Genomic DNA, 22,266 nt, shown 5'->3' on the forward strand with positions numbered 1-22,266 from the left:
ACAAACGTAGTGAGATTGCTTCGTGCCTCGCAATGACGACATGTGGGTTAACCCTAAACCGTTTATCCTCTACCTCAAACTAGTGTTTAAAGTGTCTTACGCCTGTAGTTACCATTGCAATGCCCATCTCATTTGCTTTCGCAACAGAATCAGCATCTTTAATAGAGCCACCAGGTTGAAGAACAGCAGTAATTCCAGCTTCTGCAGCAATCTCCACGCAATCAGGAAAAGGGAAGAAAGCATCAGATGCCATTGAACTTCCTTTAATGCTGAAACCAAAAGATGCAGCTTTCTCAATTGCCTGTTTCAAAGCATCAACACGAGAAGTTTGACCAACACCACTTGCAATCAAAACATCATCCTTAACCAAAACAATGGTATTCGATTTGGTGTGTTTTACAATTTTATTTGCGAAGTGTAAATCTTTTAGTTCTTGAGCTGTTGGAGCTTTATCGGTAACTGTTGTCATTTGCTCAGGACCTTCGATAATTAAATCTTTATCTTGCTCAATTACACCATTTAATAATGTTTTGAATTGCTTTTTGCTTAATTCAACATTATTGCGTTGTAAAATAACACGGTTTTTCTTTTTGCTAAATAACTCAATCGCTTCAGGCTGATAAGATGGCGCAATTAAAACTTCAAAAAACAGATTGTTTATTTCTTGAGCCGTTTCCAAATCAACCTCTACATTGGTAATTAGTACACCACCAAAAGCAGAAACCGGATCACATGCCAAAGCATCAATCCAAGCCTGTTTAACAGTAGCGCGAGAGGCTATACCACAAGCATTTGTATGTTTTAATATGGCAAAAGTTGGATCTTCAAATTCATCAATTAATGCCACAGCAGCATCAACATCAACCAAGTTGTTGTAGGAAAGTTCTTTACCGTTAAGTTTTGTAAACATGGCATCTAAATCGCCATAAAATACACCACCTTGGTGTGGGTTTTCTCCGTAACGTAAAGTTTTAGCTGTATTTATACTCTGTTTAAAAACATCAAGTGGCTCTTCAGCATTGAAGTAATTAAAAATAGCCGTATCATAATGAGAAGAGGTATGGAAAGCGATTTTGGCAAAAGTTTTACGTTGTGCTAAAGTAGTTTCTCCGTTTTGCTCCTCTAATTGTGCTTGTAAAGTAGGGTAGTCGTTTTTAGATGCGATAATTACAACATCGTTAAAGTTTTTACCGGCAGCACGAATTAAAGAAATTCCGCCAATATCAATTTTCTCGATAATTTCTTCTGGTGTTCCGCCAGCTTTAACCGTTTCTTCAAATGGATATAAATCAACAATAACCAAGTCAATTTCAGGAATCTCATATTCAGCAATCTGCTCCTGATCTCCCGCTAAGGCTCTACGATTTAAAATTCCACCGAAAACTTTCGGATGCAAAGTTTTAACTCGACCACCTAATATAGAAGGATAACCCGTTAAATCCTCAACCGCGGTTACCGGAAGATTTAAGTCTTTAATAAATTGTTCTGTTCCTCCGGTAGAAAATAATTGTACGCCTTGAGCGGCCAACAATTTTACCAACGGCTCTAAACCATCTTTATAATATACTGAAATTAAAGCGTTTTTAATCTTAATGGATTGACTCATTCTGCTGTAAATTTTGAGCCGCAAAGGTAGTAAAACACGATGGTTTTTTTATTATGTTATCTCCCTAAAAAATGGAGATTTTTCAAAAATAAATCTTCAAAGCTTTAATGTGCAACAAAATTTTATAAATTGCTAATGCTTAGTGCTAGTTTTTATGCCAAAACCGTTAAATAATGGATATCTCAATTGTAGAAGATCATAAGCTTGTTGCCCAGTTTTTAAAAACATCATTACTCCAGTTGAATTTTGTAGAATCGGTTAGGGTTTATAGTACAGGTTCAGATTTTCTTCAAAATTTAGATTTACTTAAAACAGACTTGCTTATTTTAGATGTTTATCTGCCTGATATTAATGGTTTAGATTTGGTTTTGGAGCTCAGAAAAACCAAAGCAAAATCCGATTTAAGGATCGTAATGTTTTCATCTGTAATTGATCAAGGTCTAATTTCTAAAGCTTTTGAGCTTGGCGCTAATGGGTTTTTTCCGAAAGACATTTCGCTAGATGAGCTTTCTAAACTGATCAAATCAATACACAATAGTCCTTTAGATACATATCTAGGCGAGGGCCTAATGCAAATTGCTCCTTTGCGGAAAGTTGAAAACAAAACTAACATACACCTTTCTCCAATAGAGTTGCGTTTAATTAAGCAGATAGATGGATTCAAAACTATTGATGAAATAGCTTTAGATATGGATTTGAGTTTTGAAACTGTTCAATTTTATATTAATCAGATTATCCGAAAATTTAAGGTGGAGGATCTTAATCAGTTGCGAAACAAGGCAAAAGAGCAAGGTTTAATTTCATAATTGGGGAAATTTGGGAACTACATTGGGGAAATTTGGGGATTTATCTCTACTGTTTTAAAAAGGATATATTTAAAAAATAGCCTTAAAATAACATAAGGCATTGTTTTTTAGCATGGTTCTGTTTTTGTAACCATGCTGTTAATGAACATCTCTATTATCGACGATCACAAGCTTGTATCCCAACTACTCAAGCTTTCTCTCTCTCAATTCGATTTTATCGAATCGATAAACATATTTAATGATGCTGAGCAATTTTTCGAACATGCTGATTTTTGGCAAACTAATTTATTAATAACGGATATGTTAATGCCTAAAATGAATGGCGTTGATGTGATTAATAAGTGCAGGGGCTTACAAACTAAGGCAGAACTTAAAATTTTGGTTCTTTCTACCGTGGCTGATGCCGTAATAATAAATGATGCATTTGCTATTGGAGCAAATGGTTATTTGGGTAAAGATGTAAGTATAAAAGAACTTATTAAGGCCATAAAATTTGTTGATGCAGAAATTAACAGATCTTATGTGGGAGAAGGTTTGAAAAGTGTTTTGCCAGAATGCCCGCTTTACGATTCATTCAAATTTAATCTGTCTCCAAGAGAAAAAGAACTTTTAAATAATGTGTGCGTTGGTAAAACTGCAAAGGAAATATCAACGGATTTAGCGCTTAGTTTAAACACCGTTCAAAGCTACATGAAGCAGTTAATGCGGAAAATGGAAGTGAAACGAACTCCAGATCTTATTTTGAAAGCCATCAAGTACGGTATGCATCACCCGCAATATTTAGCCTAGATTATTTATCTTATTTTTTAATTTTTTTTACTATTCCTTCGATTATTCTTGGATAATGTAAATGTTCTAATTGCTGGCCTTTAAACTTAACCATTTCGAGGTTATCGTTTTTGTCAATCTTATATTTTGCTTGATAAATATATTCTCCCTCATCATAGTTCTCATCAACATAATGAATGGTAATTCCACCTTCATTATCTCCTGATGCCATAACTGCATTATGAACATGATCACCGTACATGCCTTTTCCACCGAATTTTGGTAAAATGGCTGGGTGTATATTTATAATCCGACCAGGGTAAGCTGCAATTAAATTTTGTGGAACCAGCCATAAAAAACCCGCAAGAACAATAAAATCAATATCTAGATTTTTTAATAAATCAATTATATTATCTGTTTTATAAAGTTCGTGTTTATCAAAAATATGACTTGGTATTTCGAAGTTGTCTGCCCTTTGCAAAACATAGGCGTCCGAATTGTTGGTTAAAACTAAAGAGATTTCAATATCATTACTGCGCTTAAAATGCTCCATCAGCTTTTGGGCGTTGGAGCCAGAACCTGATGCAAATATGGCTATTCGTTTTTTCACTCGAAATTCGTTTTCCCCAAAAATAGTATTTTAAGCGTGTATTCATAATAGAAACTGATTTTTATTAAATTAAATAATTTATATTTTTATTGCTCAAAATGACGTACTTTTGCACAACAGAAATGGGGTTTAATTTTAGTTAATAAAAAAATTAAAAGTGTTTGTATTTTAAAAACATAAATCCTATATTTGCAACCCGAATTATAGGAAACGATTAGAAAAAATAAAAGGCTAAATAGAAATGGCAAATCATAAATCTTCATTAAAAAGAATTAGAGCAAACGCAACAAAACGTTTACGTAATAGATATCAGGCAAAAACTACACGTACTTTCATTAAAAGACTACGTGCAGCAGAAGATAAAAAATCTGCTTCTGATTTATTGCCTAAAGTAATCTCTATGTTGGATCGTTTAGCTAAAAAAAGCATTATTCACAAAAATAAAGCGGCTAACAATAAATCAAAATTAACGAAATTCGTTAACGGTTTAAAATAAGTCAATTTTTTTACGATATTTAAAAAGGCATCTCAACCAAAAGTTGGGATGCTTTTTTTATTTTAAAAAAAATGGCAGATTACGAACAAAAATTAGGTATTAAGCTTTGGGCTGAAGAAGATCGTCCACGAGAAAAGCTTTTGCAACATGGTAGAAGGCATTTAACCGATGCCGAACTTATAGCCATTTTAATCGGTTCTGGAAATAGAGCCGAAACGGCGGTAGATTTAAGTAAGAGAATTTTAGCCTTTTACGAAAATAACCTAACCAAACTCGGCAAAGCATCTATTGGCGACCTTTCAAAATTTAAAGGTATTGGCGAGGCCAAGGCAATTTCTATTGTTGCGGCGTTAGAACTTGGATTAAGGCGGAAGGAAAATGTAGAAGATGAAATTTTCCAAATCACTACATCAAACGATGTTTATAAATATCTTCATCAAACATTCGCAGATCTTAATCATGAAGAATTTTGGATTCTTTTGCTCAATAGATCCAACAATATCATAGGCAAATATCTTATTAGTAAAGGCGGACAAGCGGGTACAATAGCCGATCCAAAAATAATTTTTAAAGTAGCCTTAGAAAATAATGCCGCTAATATTGTCTTGGCGCATAACCATCCTTCAGGCAATTTAAAGCCAAGCGATAGTGATAATAAATTAACCAAGCAACTTGTTGCTTCAGGTAATTTTTTGGGTCTTTTTGTTGTTGATCATCTCATATTTGCCAACAATAAATATTACAGCTATAAGGATGCTGATATGATTTAGAGATGATTCTTAATGTTTAATTAACAATTATTGAACCTGCTTTATATTCATTTTTGTAAATTGCTCCAATGAAAACACTTAAATTTTTATTGATTTTTTTATCTCTGGCGTCAATATCAATGGCTCAAAAAGGAAATGTTGCGATTAATATTATCACTTATAATATTCGTTTAAATGTAGCTTCTGATGGAATAAATGCTTGGCCAAATCGCAAAGAAAACGTTAAGGCCTTGGTAAAGTTTCACGATGCAGATATTCTGTGTGTGCAAGAAGCTTTACCCGAACAGTTTGATGCGCTTTTAGAAAATTCAAATTTCGATGTTGTCGGCGTAGGTAGAGATGATGGCAAAAGAAAGGGGGAGTTTTCTGCTGTTTATTTCGATAAATCTCGATTTACCAAAAAGGATGGAGGCACTTTTTGGCTCTCTCCAATACCAGATGTTCCATCAAAAGGTTGGGATGCAGCTTTAAATCGAGTTTGTAGTTGGGCGAAATTATACGATAAACTAAACAAAAAAGAATTCATTGTTTTTAATACCCATTACGATCATATTGGCGTTCAAGCAAGGATTGAATCTGCTAAATTGATCAAAAAGAAAATTCAGGAAATTGCACCAACTTTGCCCGTGGTTTTTACTGGCGATTTAAATGTTACCCCAGAAACCGAAGCCATTTCTACCATAAAATCTTTTTTAACTGATGCTAAGGATATTACTGTTGAGCCTCCTTATGGGCCATCTGGTACTTTTAATTCTTTTGATTTTAACAGCGACTTAAAAAATAGAATTGACTACATTTTTGTAAATAAAGACTTCAAAGTGCAAAAATTTGCCGTACTTACAGATAGTAAAGACAAAAGATATTTTTCTGATCATCTTCCTGTCTTCGTTAAACTTTTCTTTAAATAAGGCATTTGGAAACAGCTCATTCATCATATTTTCCCTTTCAGTTTGAGCTTTTTGGTCAGTTTTACCATTGGCATTACATTTTTGAAACCTTAGCCTTTATAATCGGTGTTCGCGTATATTACTATTTAAAAAAGGGTATCATCGATCCAATATCCGATGAAAACCGATTGTGGATTATGTTGGGTGCCATGCTTGGTGCATTAATCGGTTCGAGAGTTATCGCAATTTTAGAAACACCAGAAGTTTTAAAACATCTAACCTTTTTAATGCTTTACCAAAGTAAAACCATTATTGGTGGTTTACTCGGCGGTTTATTTGGGGTAGAGCTTATCAAAAAAATAATTGGTGTTAAAATCGCTTCTGGCGATATATACATTGTTCCGATTTTGGTTGCGCTGTTTATTGGTCGGATAGGGTGCTTTTCTATGGGGATTGATGAGCCCACTTATGGGATCGAAACAACCTTTATTATGAGGATGGATTTGGGAGATGGTAAACTGAGGCATCCGATCATGCTTTACGAAATGATATTTTTGATAATGCTATTCCTGCTATTTCAAAGCATCAAAATGAAGCATTTAATCAACGGCGATCGTTTTAAACTCTTTATGGTTTTGTACTTTTTATTTCGGTTTCTAATTGAATTCATTAAGCCATATCATCCATTATTCTTAAATTTAAGCAGTATTCATTGGTCTGCAATTTTTATTTTTATATATTACTATAAGTTTATAATTAGAATAACTAAGGTCAGTTTTAGCTAATCAACTTTATGGCAAATACCCGAGATTATATTTACTACGATTATACAAAAAGCCTTTGCCCTGAATGTTTACAGCTTTGTGATGCCAAAATTGTATTTCAGGATGCTAAGGTTTTTATGCTGAAAAACTGCAGAACGCATGGCGATAGCAAGGTTATGATTGCTGATGATGTAGAATATTACAAGCAGATCAGAAATTACAACAAGCAATCTGAAATGCCCCTAAAATTTAATACCAAGGTGCATTATGGTTGCCCATACGATTGCGGTTTGTGTACCGATCACGAGCAGCATTCTTGCTTAACAGTAATCGAAGTTACTGATCGATGCAACTTGGCTTGCCCAACCTGCTATGCCATGTCTTCTCCGAGTTATGGAAGGCATAGAACACTTGAGGAAATTAATAAAATGATGGATGTGGTAGTGGCTAATGAGGGCGAACCGGATGTTGTTCAGCTTTCTGGCGGAGAACCAACCGTTCACCCTGATTTTTTTGCAATTCTAGATTTGGCCAAAACAAAGCCCATTAAACATTTAATGGTCAACACTAATGGAATCAGAATTGCAAAGGATATCCACTTTGTGGAGAAGTTGGCCAGCTATATGCCCGATTTTGAGATTTATCTACAGTTTGATAGTTTCAGCCCCGAGGTTTTAACCAAGCTCAGAGGTGAAGATCTAACGGAGGTTAGAAAAAAAGCCATAGATCATTTAAATCAATTCAATGTTTCAACAACCTTAGTGGTTACGCTTCAAAATGGATTGAATGATCATGAAATTGGCGATATTCTGGATTATGCACTGAAGCAAAAATGTGTTCGGGGAGTAACTTTTCAGCCAACGCAGGTTGCTGGAAGAAACGACGATTATAATGATCAAAAAGGAAGAATTACCTTAACCGAAGTAAGACGTAAAATTTACGAGCAATACCCAGTATTTACGCCTCAAGATTTAATTCCAGTTCCATGCAATCCAGATGCTCTTTGTATGGCTTATGCGCTAAAAATTGGCGATGAGGTAATTCCAATGACGCATTTGATCAATCCTGAAGATTTGTTGAACAATTCAAAAAACACCATTGTTTTCGAGCACGATGAGAAGCTGAAAGAGCACATGCTCAATTTATTTAGTACCGGTGTTTCTGTAGATTGTGCCGAAGATACCTTTGGAGAATTGATGTGCTGTTTACCCAGAGTTAAATCTGATAACTTGAGTTATGATAATCTTTTTCGTATTATTATAATGAACTTTATGGATCCGCTGGATTTTGACGTGCGTGGGGTGAAAAAATCCTGTGTGCATATTGTGAGCGATAAATACAAAATTGTACCTTTTGAAACCATGAATATTTTTTATCGCGATAACAAAATAGATGCAATAAGAGAGAAATTAAATATGAATTGATATGCTTATAGTCCTTTTGTTTCTTTATGCCTTAACCGCAATTGTTCTTTTTATTGTTGGAGTTATTCAGGTAATTATGAAATCGACTAATAACGAACCGGTTAAACCAGGTTTGAAATTAATTATCATATCTGTAATTATGGTTGTGATAGGTTTTGGTGCCTGTGCAGTAATTCTTAGCCAATCTTAGTATGGAAATTTTTATTTTATATTGGATTATCGTTGCAATATTGTTTGTAGTCGGAATTATTCAAATTATCATTAAGGCAGCAAATAATAAACCTTTAAAGCCTGGTTTAAATTTAGTTATCATCTCTGTGGTTATGCTTGTAATCGGTGCTGGAGCATGTGCCGTTATCCTTTCAAATCTTCATATTGGTCATTAGTTAATTTATTCATTAAGATTGTTCGTTAAGCTTCCTGCTTTGCGGTTTTAATAATATCTTTGCATTTTATAAAATTTGAGTATTTGTCGAGATTATCTCGATACACAATACTCATTACTTGATACTTTAACAATGAAAATATCATATAACTGGTTAAAACAATTCGTACAGATAGATAAAACCCCTTCAGAACTTTCGTTAATTCTGACCAATGTTGGTTTAGAAGTAGAAAGTGTAGATCAAGTTCAGCCCGTTATTGGTGGTTTGGAAGGCTTAGTAATTGGCGAAGTTTTAACCTGTGTACAACATCCCAATGCCGATCGCTTACGAGTAACAACCGTAAATGTTGGCGGAACAGAAAATCTTCAAATTGTTTGTGGCGCACCAAATGTAGGTGCCGGTCAAAAAGTTGTGGTTGCTACAGTTGGCACAACCGTTTATCCTTTAGAGGGTGAACCTTTTAAAATTAAGGAATCAAAAATTAGGGGAGAAGTTTCTCAAGGGATGATCTGTGCAGAGGATGAAATTGGTTTGGGAAAATCTCACGATGGAATTATGATTTTGGCTGAAGATACTCAGGTTGGTATTTTGGCTAAGGAGCATTTCAAAATGGAAGATGATTTTGTTTTCGAAATTGGACTAACACCAAACCGTGCTGATGCAGCTTCGCATTTAGGCGTTGCTAGAGATTTGGCTGGATATTTCCGCAGTAAATATGAAATGCCAGATCTTTCAGCTTTTAAAATAGACAACGAAAATTTGGTTATTCCTGTTAAGGTTGAAGATTTAGAGGCTTGCCCACGTTACAGTAGCTTAACAATTTCTGGTGTTACCGTTGCTGAATCTCCAGATTGGTTAAAAGATAAATTGAAGGTAATTGGCTTACGCCCAATTAATAATATTGTTGATGTTACAAATTATGTTCTTCACGGTTTCGGTCAGCCGTTGCATGCTTTTGATGCTGATAAAATTGTTGGCGGGCAGGTAATTGTTAAGAAAGTTGCAGAAGGCACTCCATTTTTAACGCTTGATGATGTAGAGCGTAAGCTGAGTGCAGAAGATTTAATGATCTGCAATACTGAAGCGCCAATGTGTATTGCAGGTGTTTTCGGAGGTAAAACTTCTGGCGTATCTGCAGAAACCAAAAATATATTTCTAGAAAGTGCTTATTTTAATTCGGTTTCGGTACGGAAAACTTCGAAAAGACACGGATTAAAAACCGATGCTTCGTTCCGTTTTGAACGTGGTACCGATCCAGAAATTACAGTGGTTGCTTTAAAATATGCAGCACTGTTGATTAAGGAATTGGCAGGTGGAGAAATTTCTTCATCAGTTTCTGATATTTATCCAAATCCGATTAAGCCATTTGAGTTTGATGTAACTTATAATGGGATTACCAAATTAATAGGTGCGGATATTCCTGCAAAAGAGATAAAAGAAATTATTTTAGCTTTAGGCATTGAGGCAACAGCAGAAAGAGCTGAAGGTTTATCTTTAAAGGTTCCAGCTTATAAAGTAGATGTAACTCGCGAATGTGACATTACTGAAGAGGTTTTACGGATTTATGGATACAATAATATCGAGATTCCGGCTAAAGTAAATGCGTCACTTTCTTACAGTATTAAGCCTGAAAAGGAAAATACCCAAAACGTAATTGCGGATATGTTAACCGCCAATGGTTATGCGGAAATTTGGTGCAATTCCTTAACCAAGATGGCTTATTCTAAAAATCTAGATGAAGCCGTTCGGATTTTAAATCCTTTAAGTAGCGATTTAAATGTAATGCGCCAAAGCATGCTAATGCCAGCTTTGGAGAGTGTGGCGTATAATCAAAATCGTAAAAATGCTGATGTTAAGTTTTATGAATATGGAAAAACATATCATTTAATTAACGGGAAGTATGTAGAGCGACCAAGATTACTTTTGGTTATTTCTGGTGCAAAACAAAGCGAGCAATGGAATCAGAATTCTAAATCTGCGAGTTTTTATAATTTGAAATCTGCGGTTGATGCCATAATTACTCGTTTGGGTATTTCAAGTTATCAAACGGATACTTTAAGCGATGAAAATTTCGCTTATGGAATAAAATATTTCCGTGGAGATAAAACATTGGTAAGCTTTGGAGCGGCTACGAAAGCAGATCGTAAATTGGCTGATGTTAATGCTGAAGTTTTTTATGCTGATTTTGATTGGGCAGGATTGTTGGATATCGTTAAGAAGAATAAAATTATAAATAAAGAGGTTTCTAGATATCCGCAGGTACGTCGCGATCTTTCTTTATTGATCGATCAAAACGTAACTTTTGATACCTTAAAAGGAATTGCTTTTAAAACCGATAAAAAGCTGATTAAAGAAGTTGGCGTGTTTGATGTTTACGTTGGAGACAAATTGCCAGAGGGTAAAAAATCTTATGCGTTAAACTTCATTCTACAAGATGAGGAGCAAACCCTTACAGATAAGCAGATTGAGCAAACCATGCAGAAATTAATAACCAATTTAACCCAACAAGCAGGGGCAGAAATTAGGAAATAAAATATAAATTCGTATTTTTAGAAATAAATTCATGACTTCTGTTGCAGATCAATTAGATAAGGTAATACAAAAAACGGCTCAAGTAATTGAGTTATGTAATGCTTTACAAGAAGAAAATGATTTATTAAAGCTTGAAAATCAATCGTTAAAAGTTGCGCTTGATACTGCGAAAGGCAAAAATGTAGAATTAGATGAAAAACTAAGGGTTACAAAATTGGCTAAAAGTATTGAAGGAACAAGTGAAAAGTCTATTGACATTAAACAAAAAATTAACGATTTTGTGCGGGAGATTGATAAGAGTATTGCAATGCTTAAGAAATAAGTAATGCAAAAGAATCAGAAACTAAGCTAAACAAATGGGAGAAATCTCGATTAAAATAACCATTTCCGACCGTATTTACCCATTAAAGGTTAATATGGAAGAGGAAGAAATTGTGAGACGGGCAGCAAAAATGATCAATGAGCGCATAAAAGACTACCAAGAAAATTATGCGGTTAGAGATAAACAGGATCTACTTTCTATGGCAGTATTGCACTATGCAACGGCCGTATTAAGAACGGAAAATAAAGTGCAAAACCAAGATTCTGCCGTTGCTGATAAAGTTGAAGAATTGGATGTTTTATTAAACGATTTCTTTACAAAATAAGGTACGTTCTTTATATTTTTTGTCTAATAATTATTTACGCCGGATGAATTTATCCCGCTTAATTATAATGAAGACAATACAACATTAGCACAAAAATATAGCCGCAGCTAGTTTTTTGAGTTTCAAATTTTATAAAACTTAACACTTCAATATCTATAGGGTTAAGAGGGCGTATTTCATCTGCTATGGCACCTGAAAATGGCTTAAACCCTAATTATGCTTAGTTGAGGTTTAAAATGTATGAGACTTAAAAAAATTAGTTGCGGTTTTTTTTTACTTAAAAAACAAAATGGAAATAGTTGAAATATTAGGATACGTATTTGCCGTAATAGCAGGTTTAGCTATCGGAGTAGTGGTAGGAAGATTCCTCCTGCGTAACTTGCTTAAGCAACAAGAAGTTGCTGCTCAAAACAAAGTGAAGAAGATTTTAAAAGACGCAGAGAACAACGCTGAGATTTTAAAAAAGAACAAACTTTTAGAAGCAAAAGAGAAATTTTTGCAGATGAAAGCAGAGCATGAACAAGAAGTAAATGCTAAAAATAACAACATCAACCAGCGTGAAAACACGATGAAACAGAAAGAACAATCTGTTAATCAACGCATGGAAAACTTCAATAAAAAAGAACAAGATTTAGATAAGCAAAAATCGCTTTTAGAGAAACAAACTGAAATTGCTGTTAAAAAGCAAGAAGAAGTTGAGGTGCTTAAAAATCAACATTTGTCTCAGCTGGAATCTATTGCGGGTTTATCTGCAGAAGAAGCTAAGAACCAATTGGTTGAAAACCTAAAAGAAGTTGCTCGGACGCAGGCAATGATCCAGATTAAGGATATTGTAGATGAAGCAAAACTAACGGCAAGTAAAGAAGCTAAGAAAGTTGTTATTCAAACCATCCAACGTACCGCTACAGAAGCAGCGATAGAAAACTCAGTATCTATATTTCACATCGAAAGCGATGAGATTAAAGGTCGTGTGATTGGTAGAGAAGGTAGAAATATTCGTGCTTTAGAAGCAGCAACTGGAATTGAAATTATTGTTGACGATACTCCAGAGGCAATTATTTTATCTGGTTTCGATCCGGTAAGAAGAGAGATTGCCCGTTTGGCTTTACACCGCTTGGTAACAGATGGTCGTATTCACCCAGCTCGTATTGAAGAGGTTGTAGCTAAAACGAAAAAGCAAATTGAAGATGAAATTGTAGAAATTGGTGAGCGTACGGTGATCGATTTAGGCATTCATGGTTTGCATCCAGAGTTAATTCGTATGGTTGGCCGTATGCGTTACCGTTCATCTTATGGACAGAATCTTTTGCATCACTCGCGTGAGGTTGCCAATTTCTGTGCTACAATGGCTGCAGAATTAGGCTTAAATGCGAAGATGGCTAAACGTGCAGGTTTATTACATGATATAGGTAAAGTGCCCGATGATAATCCAGAATTGCCTCACGCAATTTTAGGAATGCAGTTGGCAGAAAAATATAAAGAACATCCTGAAATTTGTAATGCAATTGGAGCTCACCACGATGAAATCGAAATGACATCAATGATTTCTCCAATTATTCAGGCTTGTGATGCAATTTCTGGTGCTCGCCCAGGTGCTCGTCGTGAGGTTGTAGAAAGTTATATTAAGCGTTTAAAAGATTTGGAAGAGTTAGCACTTTCTTATCCTGGTGTTGAAAAAACTTTTGCCATTCAGGCAGGTAGAGAATTGCGTGTAATTGTAGAAAGTGAACGCATTACTGATGCTCAGGCAGAATTACTTGCTGCAGATATTTCAACTCGGATTCAAACCGAAATGACTTATCCAGGTCAAATTAAAGTTACGGTAATTAGAGAAACTCGTTCTGTAGCTTTTGCTAAATAAGTTTTCCGTCAATCTGAACGTTTCAGAGTCTTAAAAAGGTGCTGAATTAAATCCGATGACTATCGGATCAGCATGACGATTGTGATAAACAAAATTAAAAGCGATGGATATTCCATCGCTTTTTTTATTTTTACAGTAGATGAGCAATCAAAAAATGAAAACTGAAATCAAACGTCCTGTAGATATTTATTTTGATAAATACCAGGAAAGCCATAACAACCAAACCAATGAAGCAATCCATTGGATTTGTGTACCATTAATTATCTTTAGTTTGTTGGGCTTAGTTTGGTCTATCCCTTTTCCACATTTTGATTTTCTTGGAAGATATAATGGCTTCGTAAACTGGGCTTCTTTTCTTATCGCGTTTTCTATTTATTATTATTATCGACTTTCTCCTGTATTATCATATATGATGTTGTTATTGGTTTTTTTAATGAGTTGGGGGATTGTATCAATCGAATCGTGGGAAAAAGTTGGTGGACCTGCTTTATGGCAAGTTTCATTAATCATTTTCGTACTGGCTTGGATTGGTCAATTTATCGGTCATAAAATAGAAGGTAAAAAACCATCGTTTTTAGATGATGTTAAATTCCTGTTAATAGGTCCGATCTGGCTATTGCACTTCATCTGCCAGAAAGCGGGAATAAAATATTAAACCTTAATCCATTAACATAGTATTAACCTTAAGGTGTTTTAAAATTAATTAACACCTAACCTGTAGTTAATACTCTGGTAATAGCTTTGCCTGCATCAAATAAAGGCAAAATTGGATTTACTAAACACTATTAAAAGAGTGGCGCTTACTGTGCTAACTCTTTCTATTAGCATATATTCTTATGCTCAAACGGGGAAAATCTCCGGTAAAATAACCGACAAAACAACAGGACAAACCCTGGTGGGCTTATCGGTACTTATCGAGGGAACTTCCATCGGAACAACGAGTGATGCCGAGGGAAATTACACCTTAAACACTGTAAAAGCAGGTACTTATAAGGTTGTATATTCTTTTATTTCATTTAAAAAGCAAACCATACCAAATGTAAAAGTAACCGCAGGCAAAGTAACAACTGTTGATGTGGTTATGGAAGATGACCAATCTACGCTTAATGATGTTGTAGTATCTGGCAAGAGATTAACTGGAACCGAGGCCTCGCTTTTGGGAGAACTTAAAAAATCTCAATCTATTGCAAATGGAGTTTCTAGTCAAACGATCCAAAGATCGGGAGATTCGGATGCAGCCCAAGTGGTTAAACGTGTGCCTGGTATTACCATTGTAGATAATCGTTTCATCAACATTCGTGGGTTATCAGAACGTTATAGTAGTGTTTTACTTAACAATGTTGTTGCCCCTAGTTTGGAAACAGATGTTCGGTCTTTCTCTTTCGATTTAATTCCTAGTAACCAAATTGATCGTGTTTTGGTTTATAAAAGTCCTTCGGCAGATTTACCAGCAGATTTTGCAGGTGGTGTAGTTAAGGTTTTTTTAAAAAGCGTACCAGATGAGGATAAGTTAACCATAGATTATGGTGTAAATTATCGTGAAAACGCAAGCTTTAAAGATTTTAAACGCCCATCATCTGGCGATTTATATTTTACGGGATTTAATAGTGGAGACAATGATCTTGCTGTTAATTTCCCTTCAACACTTAAAGGTATAACCGATAGTAGGTTAAATGCTGCCGGTCATTCATTCAACAATAATTGGCAGCCGGTTACCAATATCGCCAATGTTGATCAGAAACTAAATATTTACGGAAGTAAGCGCTTTAATATCAATAACAAGTTATTGGGTAATATTACGGCCATCAGTTATAGTAATAGCAAAACGCATAATGCAGTTTTTAGAGGTAATTATGATAAGTATGATCCTGTTTCACAATCTGCTAGAGAAGTTTATAACTATAATGATGATCAGTACAATTACAATGTGCGTTTAGGAATTGTGCACAACTGGGCTTTTAAATTAGATAACAACAACACTTTCGAGTTTAAAAATCTTTACAATCAGTTAAGTACTTCTCAATATATCAACAGAATCGGTAGCGAAGATCAAGCTAATTACTCTAATTATGCATCTAGCGTTTTATATAGAGGGATTTACTCTGGTCAATTAACTGGAACACATAAATTTAATAACGAAAATACCAAATTTGATTGGGTTCTAGGTTATAGTAAATCTTATAGAGATCAACCAGATTATAAGCGATACAGAACTGATGCTACTGGCAACGGGGCTTATAGCTTATTTGTACCAATAGGTGGTGCGCAACCAGAATTTTTGGGTCGTTTTTATTCTAGAATGGATGAAAATGCAAAAACTGGAGCTTTTAACGTTGAACAGAATTTAAATCCTAAATCGGAAACGTTTAAACCGAGTGTTAAAGTTGGCGGGTATTATGAAGATAAACAAAGAACATTTAATTCTCGAAACATTGGTTACGTTAGGGCAAATTCATCTTTGTTTGATACAAATTTGCTTAATGGGACTATTGATCAACTTTTCCAATGGGAAAATATTAATCTAACAAATGGTATTAAGCTTGATGAGAAATCAAAGCCGAGCGATAACTATGATGCATCTAATAGGTTATTTGCAGGTTATGCCAATTTCATTTTACCCTATAAGGATAAGTTAACATTGGTTGCAGGTGTACGTGTTGAAAATAATTTACAGAAACTAAACAGTGCAGATGATGTTGGCCCGATTAATTTGGCTAACGATATTACCAGAGTATTGCCGTCTGCAAATTTATCCTACAACATAAGTGAAAAATCGTTATTTCGCTTGGCTTATGGAAAAACTTTAAACCGTCCAGAGTTTAGAGAATTGGCTCCTTTTACTTTTTATGATTTCGATTTAAACTTAACAAATACTGGAAATCAAGGTTTACAAACTGCAAAAATCGATAATTATGATTTGAAGTATGAATTTTATCCTACCACTTCAGAGTTAATAAGTGTATCAACTTTTTACAAATATTTCACCAACGCAATAGAAACGACTATTGTTCCGGGAACTGGAGCTAAATCTTTCAGTTTTCAAAATGCGGAATCTGTTAAAAACTTGGGGGTTGAGCTAGAGTTGCGTAAAACATTGGCTGGTTTAACCGGTTCCAAATTCTTAAACGATTTAACCTTATTAATTAATGCTTCTTACATTAACAGTAAAGTTAAACTCCGCGACAATACTACAGGGCAATCAGATAACAGGCCAATGCAGGGGCAATCTCCTTATATCGTTAATGCAGCAGTTTTTTATAATAATGTAAAATCGAAAATTCAGGTAAATCTATTGTATAATGTTGCAGGTAAACGAATTGCGTACGTTGGAACGGTTGATGTGCCAGATATTTATGAAATGCCTAAAAGTGTAATCGATCTAGTGATCACTAAAACTTTCTCAAACAAAATCTCCTTAAAGGCAAACTTTAACGATCTGTTAAATCAAAATACTACGCTTCTACAGGATGGAAATGGCGATGGTAATTTTGACAGAAATACGGATCAAATCTTTTCTCAATTTAAAAGCGGTCGCCAAATCGGCCTAACCTTATCATACAAATTATTTTAAATCAAAAAATGCAAAATCTAAATAAAAAAAATATGAACATGCAAAAGCTTTACAATCTAAAATTTGGTTCTGTATCATTCAAAATCATGACTGTAATTTTAGCGGGAACATTAATTGTTACCTCATGTAAAAAAACAACAGTTATCGAATATATCGAAGCTGGCGGAACAGTTACACCTCCAACTACTACACCTACAAAACCTATTGTAGAAGTTGCTGCTGGAAGTATTACAGCCAATACCAAATGGACTAAAGGAAATATTTACCGTTTAAATGGATTTGTTAGAGTAGGTAGAGATCCAAAAAACACAGGAGGATTAGCTGCGGTAGAAGGAGTAACTTTAGAAATTGAAGCAGGTACAGTAATTATTGGTGATAGAGAAACTCAGGGCACTTTGGTTGTTCAACGTGGTAATAAAATTATCGCTGAGGGTACAGCTTCTGCACCAATTATTTTCACATCAGAAAGAGCTGCTGGTTTCCGTGAGCCTGGAGATTGGGGTGGTGTTGTATTGTGTGGTAAAGCTGTAAACAACCAAGTTGGTGGCGAAGCACAATTAGAAGGTGGTTATGATGGATGGCATGGTGGTACAAATGATGCAGATAATTCTGGCGTACTTAAATATGTTAGAATTGATTATGCTGGTACCCCAATTAATCCTAATCAAGAAGTTAACTCTTTAACCATGGGTTCGGTAGGAAGTGGAACCGTTATAGATTATGTTCAATGTTCTTATGGTTTGGATGATGCTTTCGAATGGTTCGGTGGTACTGTAAATGCTAAACACTTAATTGCTTATCGTGGTTTGGATGATGATTTTGATGTTGATTTTGGTTTCCGCGGAACAGTTCAATTCGCGATCGGGATCCGTGATGCAAACTCTGCAGATCAATCAGGATCGAATGGCTTCGAAGTTGATAATGATGGAAATGGTACAACAAATACACCTTTTACTGCTCCTCAGTTTTCAAACGTTACCATCATCGGTCCTAAGAAAGATAAAAACAAAACTGTTTCTGTTCAATTTCAAAATGCAATGCACTTGAGAAGAAGCAATAAAATTAAAATTTATAACTCAGTATTTACCGCTTATCCAAACGGATTATTTATCGATGGAGCAGTAACTTTGGCTAATGCAGCTGCAGGAGAATTGGTTTTGAAAAATAACGTTCTTGCCGGTGTAGATGGTTGGGGAACTAACGGTTACGGAACAGGAAGCACGCCTGCATTTCCAAATCCAATTGGTGTAGAAATTAAAGGAACAGGTAATGTTGGTGCAGAAGCTGTAGATGTTTGGTTTAAAACTGCTGCTTTTGGTAATCAGGTTTATCCAAAATGGCAGGATATCGGTATCGATGGTTCTATATTTGATGTAGGGTCAACACCTAAATTGGTACCAAACACAGGATCAATATTACTTTCTGGCGCAAGCTTTACAGGTTTAACTGGTTTCGAAACTGTTACTTATCGTGGTGCATTTGGTACTACAGATTGGACTACAGGTTGGGCAAGTTTTACTCCACAGCAAAATGTTTATTAGAAGAAATCTCTAAATAATATTAAGCCGGAATGTAAATTCCGGTTTTTTTTTGGATAAAATTTTGGAAAGCTAGAGCATCTCTAGCTTTTTCTTGTTTAATGATTTTAAATCTTCATCAAATCTTCATGTTTCAAAAGCATCTTTGGAGAATCTGTAAGCATTATTTCTGGTCATCCAAAACGGGTGTTAAGATGCTATATTCTCAATGTTTTCTCTTTATGTCTTTTTTGTTAAAATATAGTTAAACTTAATTTACTGTTAATATTGAATTAACATTAAGGCTGTTGTTTTGTATCAAAATAAAACAACTTAAAATGAAATCACGCGTACTATCCCTATTTAGTATTTTAGTGTTACTGATTACCACAGTTCAGGCTCAGGTAACCACATCTAGTATCAATGGAAAAATAAAGGATGAAAAAGGCATTATTCCTGGTGCAACCATTGTTATGGTGCATGTTCCAACAGGTACTGTATCCAAAGCATCATCAAATGAAACAGGTCTTTACCGTATAGGAAACTTAAATCCTGGCGGACCATACAAAATTACCGTAACCTATGTTGGTTACAGTCCAATTGTTAAAGAAAACATCTATTTAACTCTTGGTTCAGATCAAAAACTGGATATCGATATAAAAGAACAAGGTAACCAACTGGCGGAGGTAAGTGTTAAAGGCCAAAAAGGTGGAACAAAATCTGGTGCAGGTACAAGTATTGGCGAAGGTCAGATTAAAACTTTGCCAACCATGAATCGCAGTTTGCAGGATGTAACTCGTGTTACGCCTCAAGGAAGTAAAGACAATACCTTCGGTGGAACCAACTTTAGATACAATAACGTAACGATTGATGGTGCAATTAATAACGATGCAATTGGCTTTAGTCCATCACTAGGTGGTCAAAGTGGAAGTTCCGGTATGCCCGGAAGTAGTACACGTACCAATCCGGTATCTTTAGACGCAATCCAGGATGTAACCGTTTTACTTTCTCCTTATGATGTTAAGGTAGGTAACTTTTTGGGTGGAAGTATTAATGCGGTAACTCGTGGCGGTACTAATGATGTAACGGGTTCAGTTTATGGTTATGGCCGTAATGCTGCCTTAATCGGTAGAAATAAAATTGGTGATAACTCTAAAGAACCATCTGCATTTCACGATTACCAAACAGGTTTCCGTGTTGGTTTCCCAATTATAAAGGATAAACTATTCTTTTTCACCAATGAGGAAATTACCCGTCGTCAAGATCCCGTAATTTTGGGAGCTGGTTCTTCTGATATGAAATTACTTACCTTAACTGAGGCTCAACAGATTTCAGATCGTATGAAAACAGCTTATGGCATCGATGCTGGCTCATTTGATAATTACAACATTTATTCTCAATCTAATAAATTCTTTAATCGTTTAGATTGGAACATCAACGAGAATAATCAATTAACGATTAGAAACAATACGATTATTTCAAAAGCTACAAATTTAGAAAGAGATCAATCTAACTTTAGATTTGGTGGCATTGATTTTAAACAAAACAACAATCAGTCATCAACAGTGCTCGATTTAAAAACTCGTTTCGGCAATTCGGCGACAAACAATTTAATTATTGGTTATTCTACAGTTCACGATTTCCGTGATCCAACTTCTAATCCGGCTTTGCCACAAATCGAAATTGCTTCGAATGGTGGAACATTATTTTTAGGTACAGATCGTGAGGCCAGTATCTTCAATATGAAGCAAAATACTTTTGAATTTACAGATAACTACAGCTTCAGCAAAGGCAACCACACGTTTACCTTTGGTACACACAACGAGTTTTACAACATTAATTATGGTTTTGTAAACTCTTGGAACGGTCGTGTTGCCTATGGAAGCGTTGCAGATTTTTTAAACAACAGACCTAACAGAGTTCGTACGAGTTACAATTACGATAATAACAGTCGCGATAATATTATTGCAAATCCAACGGCAGAATTTAACGTAAATATGTACAGCGTTTATGGCCAGGACGAGATTAGAGTTGGCGATCGTTTAAAGTTAACACCGGGATTGCGTTTCGATATGGCTAATTTACCAGATATGCCAACCTTAAGCAGTAAAACAACAAATTCTCCTGTTGATGCTAATTATGGTACAACTTATACGTATACTCAACCATCATCAATTACAGGGAAATTCTTAAACAAAATTCAAATTTCGCCACGATTAGGATTTAATTTTGATGCACTTGGCAATCAAAGTTTAATTGTTCGCGGTGGAACTGGATTATTTACGAGTCGTGTTCCTTTCGCCTGGATTGGTTATGCCTACTATAATAATGGCGTAAATTATGGCGCTTTTGATAAGAGCTACACTTACACTGGTACAACTCCAGTAGTTCCGGCAGTGGGTTCAGATCCAATTAAAGATGCTTTAACTGGTAATGGTGAAGCTGGTTTTGTAACCAATCAGGGTGTAAATGTTAAAGATGCATCAGGTGCAACCCAGGTAGATTTAGTTGATAATAACTTTAAAATGCCGAAAGCATGGAGAAGTAATTTGGCTTTAGATTATAAAACTGATGATCAATGGAAATTTACTTTAGAAGGGATTTTCAGTCAAGTAATTAAGGATGTTCAGTTTCAGCAAATCAACTATGTGGATAATCCTAAATACATGATTTACGATACACAGAAACAACAACCAATTTATTCTGGAACAAAAATTAATCCTTTGTACACTAATGCTTACCTTTTATCAAATACAGATAAGGGCTATAAATACAGCTTAACGGCTCAGGTTAGCAAATCACTTCCTATCGGATTGGATGTGATGGTTGCTTATACTTATGGAAAATCGAAAGATATTGCAAACGGAATCCGTAACTCAATGGAATCTAACTGGCAGTTAAATCAAGCTTTGAGCCCAAATAATCCAGGGATTGCTTATTCCAATTTTGATATTCGTAACCGTATTATTTCGACCATCAACTATAGATTGGATTGGGCTAAAAACGGAAAATACGTTTCTAACTTCTCCTTATTCTTCAGCGGTCAATCGGGTTCTCCATATTCTTTGGGTTTAGTTAATACCAGAATCAATGGAACAGGACAAACCGTTAGCTTATTGTATATTCCAAATGCGGGCGAAACAACTAAGTTTTTTGCAAATACACCAGATGGAATTGCACAAGCTGCAGCGTTTGATGCTTATATTAACGGAGATAAATATTTAAGTACTCGCCGAGGAGATTTTACGGAGCGTAATGGTGCTCGTACACCTTGGAATGTTCAGGCAGATTTCCGTTTCTCACAAGATATTCAGGTAGCAAAAGGCAAACATCCACACGTGCTTACATTAACTTACGATATTGTAAACCTTACAAATTTGGTTAATAAGGATTGGGGAATTCAGTATTTTTCTCCAAATACCTATAATTCAATGGCTAGTGTTGGCGTAAAAGTTGCAACAGCTGGAACACCAACGGCATATCCAGTTTATACTTTTGCACAGAAAGATGTAACCTCTTATTCTAAAGATTTCTTCGCCTCAAGATATCAAATGCAATTAGGATTGAGATACAGTTTCTAATATTAAGCACAAGGAAAAGCCCTGCTAGTTTCAACCAGCA

General features: G+C 35.2%; 19 protein-coding genes. 17 read left to right on the forward strand and 2 right to left on the reverse strand.

Annotation, left to right across the window (positions count from 1 at the left end; genetic code table 11):
• Positions 1-79 precede the first annotated feature (79 nt).
• Entirely contained in the window at positions 80-1,606 is a 1,527-nt protein-coding gene (gene purH, locus H7U22_RS12285; RefSeq protein ID WP_187071659.1) for a bifunctional phosphoribosylaminoimidazolecarboxamide formyltransferase/IMP cyclohydrolase, read from the reverse strand.
• 173 nt (positions 1,607-1,779) lie between these two features.
• Here purH and H7U22_RS12290 point away from each other — a divergent pair, with 173 nt between their 5' ends.
• Positions 1,780-2,412 (forward strand): response regulator transcription factor, encoded by a 633-nt coding sequence (locus H7U22_RS12290; RefSeq protein ID WP_187071660.1) that lies wholly within the window; start codon positions 1,780-1,782, stop codon positions 2,410-2,412.
• A gap of 141 nt (positions 2,413-2,553) precedes the next feature.
• Positions 2,554-3,201 carry a response regulator gene (locus H7U22_RS12295; RefSeq protein WP_187071661.1) on the forward strand — a complete coding sequence of 216 codons (648 nt, stop codon included), beginning with the start codon at positions 2,554-2,556 and terminating at the stop codon, positions 3,199-3,201.
• A 10-nt stretch (positions 3,202-3,211) separates the two neighbouring features.
• Here H7U22_RS12295 and purN read toward each other — a convergent pair whose 3' ends face one another.
• Positions 3,212-3,790 carry a phosphoribosylglycinamide formyltransferase gene (purN, locus tag H7U22_RS12300; protein ID WP_187071662.1) on the reverse strand — a complete coding sequence of 193 codons (579 nt, stop codon included), beginning with the start codon at positions 3,788-3,790 and terminating at the stop codon, positions 3,212-3,214.
• A 241-nt stretch (positions 3,791-4,031) separates the two neighbouring features.
• On the opposite strand from purN, the gene rpsT reads away from it, so the two are divergent.
• The 15 genes from rpsT (at position 4,032) to H7U22_RS12375 (ending at position 22,226) form a co-directional block, all read left to right on the forward strand.
• The gene (rpsT, locus tag H7U22_RS12305; protein WP_187071663.1) at positions 4,032-4,286 is read left to right on the forward strand and encodes a 30S ribosomal protein S20; all 255 of its coding nucleotides are present in this window, start codon (positions 4,032-4,034) and stop codon (positions 4,284-4,286) included.
• 71 nt (positions 4,287-4,357) lie between these two features.
• Complete coding sequence (gene radC, locus H7U22_RS12310) at positions 4,358-5,056, forward strand: RadC family protein (RefSeq protein ID WP_187071664.1); 699 nt, start codon at positions 4,358-4,360, stop codon at positions 5,054-5,056.
• 68 nt (positions 5,057-5,124) lie between these two features.
• Entirely contained in the window at positions 5,125-5,964 is an 840-nt protein-coding gene (locus H7U22_RS12315; RefSeq protein WP_187071665.1) for an endonuclease/exonuclease/phosphatase family protein, read from the forward strand.
• A gap of 5 nt (positions 5,965-5,969) precedes the next feature.
• Positions 5,970-6,728: a prolipoprotein diacylglyceryl transferase gene (locus H7U22_RS12320; protein WP_187071666.1), complete on the forward strand. Its 759-nt coding sequence runs from the start codon at positions 5,970-5,972 to the stop codon at positions 6,726-6,728.
• Positions 6,729-6,736: 8 nt separating this feature from the next.
• Positions 6,737-8,131: a radical SAM protein gene (locus H7U22_RS12325; protein WP_187071667.1), complete on the forward strand. Its 1,395-nt coding sequence runs from the start codon at positions 6,737-6,739 to the stop codon at positions 8,129-8,131.
• 1 nt (position 8,132) lies between these two features.
• Positions 8,133-8,321 carry a hypothetical protein gene (locus H7U22_RS12330; RefSeq protein WP_187071668.1) on the forward strand — a complete coding sequence of 63 codons (189 nt, stop codon included), beginning with the start codon at positions 8,133-8,135 and terminating at the stop codon, positions 8,319-8,321.
• Between the two features lies 1 nt (position 8,322).
• Entirely contained in the window at positions 8,323-8,517 is a 195-nt protein-coding gene (locus tag H7U22_RS12335) for a hypothetical protein (protein ID WP_187071669.1), read from the forward strand.
• 132 nt (positions 8,518-8,649) lie between these two features.
• Positions 8,650-11,049, forward strand: a complete 2,400-nt coding sequence (gene pheT, locus H7U22_RS12340) for a phenylalanine--tRNA ligase subunit beta (protein ID WP_187071670.1) — start codon at positions 8,650-8,652, stop codon at positions 11,047-11,049.
• A gap of 31 nt (positions 11,050-11,080) precedes the next feature.
• Positions 11,081-11,371 (forward strand): hypothetical protein, encoded by a 291-nt coding sequence (locus tag H7U22_RS12345; RefSeq protein ID WP_187071671.1) that lies wholly within the window; start codon positions 11,081-11,083, stop codon positions 11,369-11,371.
• Between the two features lie 34 nt (positions 11,372-11,405).
• Positions 11,406-11,696, forward strand: a complete 291-nt coding sequence (locus tag H7U22_RS12350) for a cell division protein ZapA (RefSeq protein WP_187071672.1) — start codon at positions 11,406-11,408, stop codon at positions 11,694-11,696.
• Between the two features lie 289 nt (positions 11,697-11,985).
• Positions 11,986-13,557, forward strand: coding sequence for a ribonuclease Y (gene rny, locus H7U22_RS12355; RefSeq protein ID WP_187071673.1), 1,572 nt, complete (start codon positions 11,986-11,988; stop codon positions 13,555-13,557).
• Between the two features lie 154 nt (positions 13,558-13,711).
• Positions 13,712-14,212: an Mpo1 family 2-hydroxy fatty acid dioxygenase gene (locus H7U22_RS12360; RefSeq protein ID WP_248284740.1), complete on the forward strand. Its 501-nt coding sequence runs from the start codon at positions 13,712-13,714 to the stop codon at positions 14,210-14,212.
• Positions 14,213-14,323: 111 nt separating this feature from the next.
• Positions 14,324-17,128, forward strand: coding sequence for a TonB-dependent receptor (locus H7U22_RS12365; RefSeq protein WP_187071675.1), 2,805 nt, complete (start codon positions 14,324-14,326; stop codon positions 17,126-17,128).
• A 38-nt stretch (positions 17,129-17,166) separates the two neighbouring features.
• On the forward strand, positions 17,167-18,669 hold the full coding sequence (locus tag H7U22_RS12370) for an Ig-like domain repeat protein (RefSeq protein ID WP_187071676.1): 1,503 nt from the start codon (positions 17,167-17,169) through the stop codon (positions 18,667-18,669).
• 314 nt (positions 18,670-18,983) lie between these two features.
• Positions 18,984-22,226, forward strand: coding sequence for a TonB-dependent receptor (locus H7U22_RS12375; RefSeq protein WP_187071677.1), 3,243 nt, complete (start codon positions 18,984-18,986; stop codon positions 22,224-22,226).
• The last annotated feature ends 40 nt before the right edge of the window (positions 22,227-22,266 follow it).

The organism is Pedobacter fastidiosus, from assembly GCF_014306625.1.
Lineage (GTDB): Bacteria > Bacteroidota > Bacteroidia > Sphingobacteriales > Sphingobacteriaceae > Pedobacter > Pedobacter fastidiosus.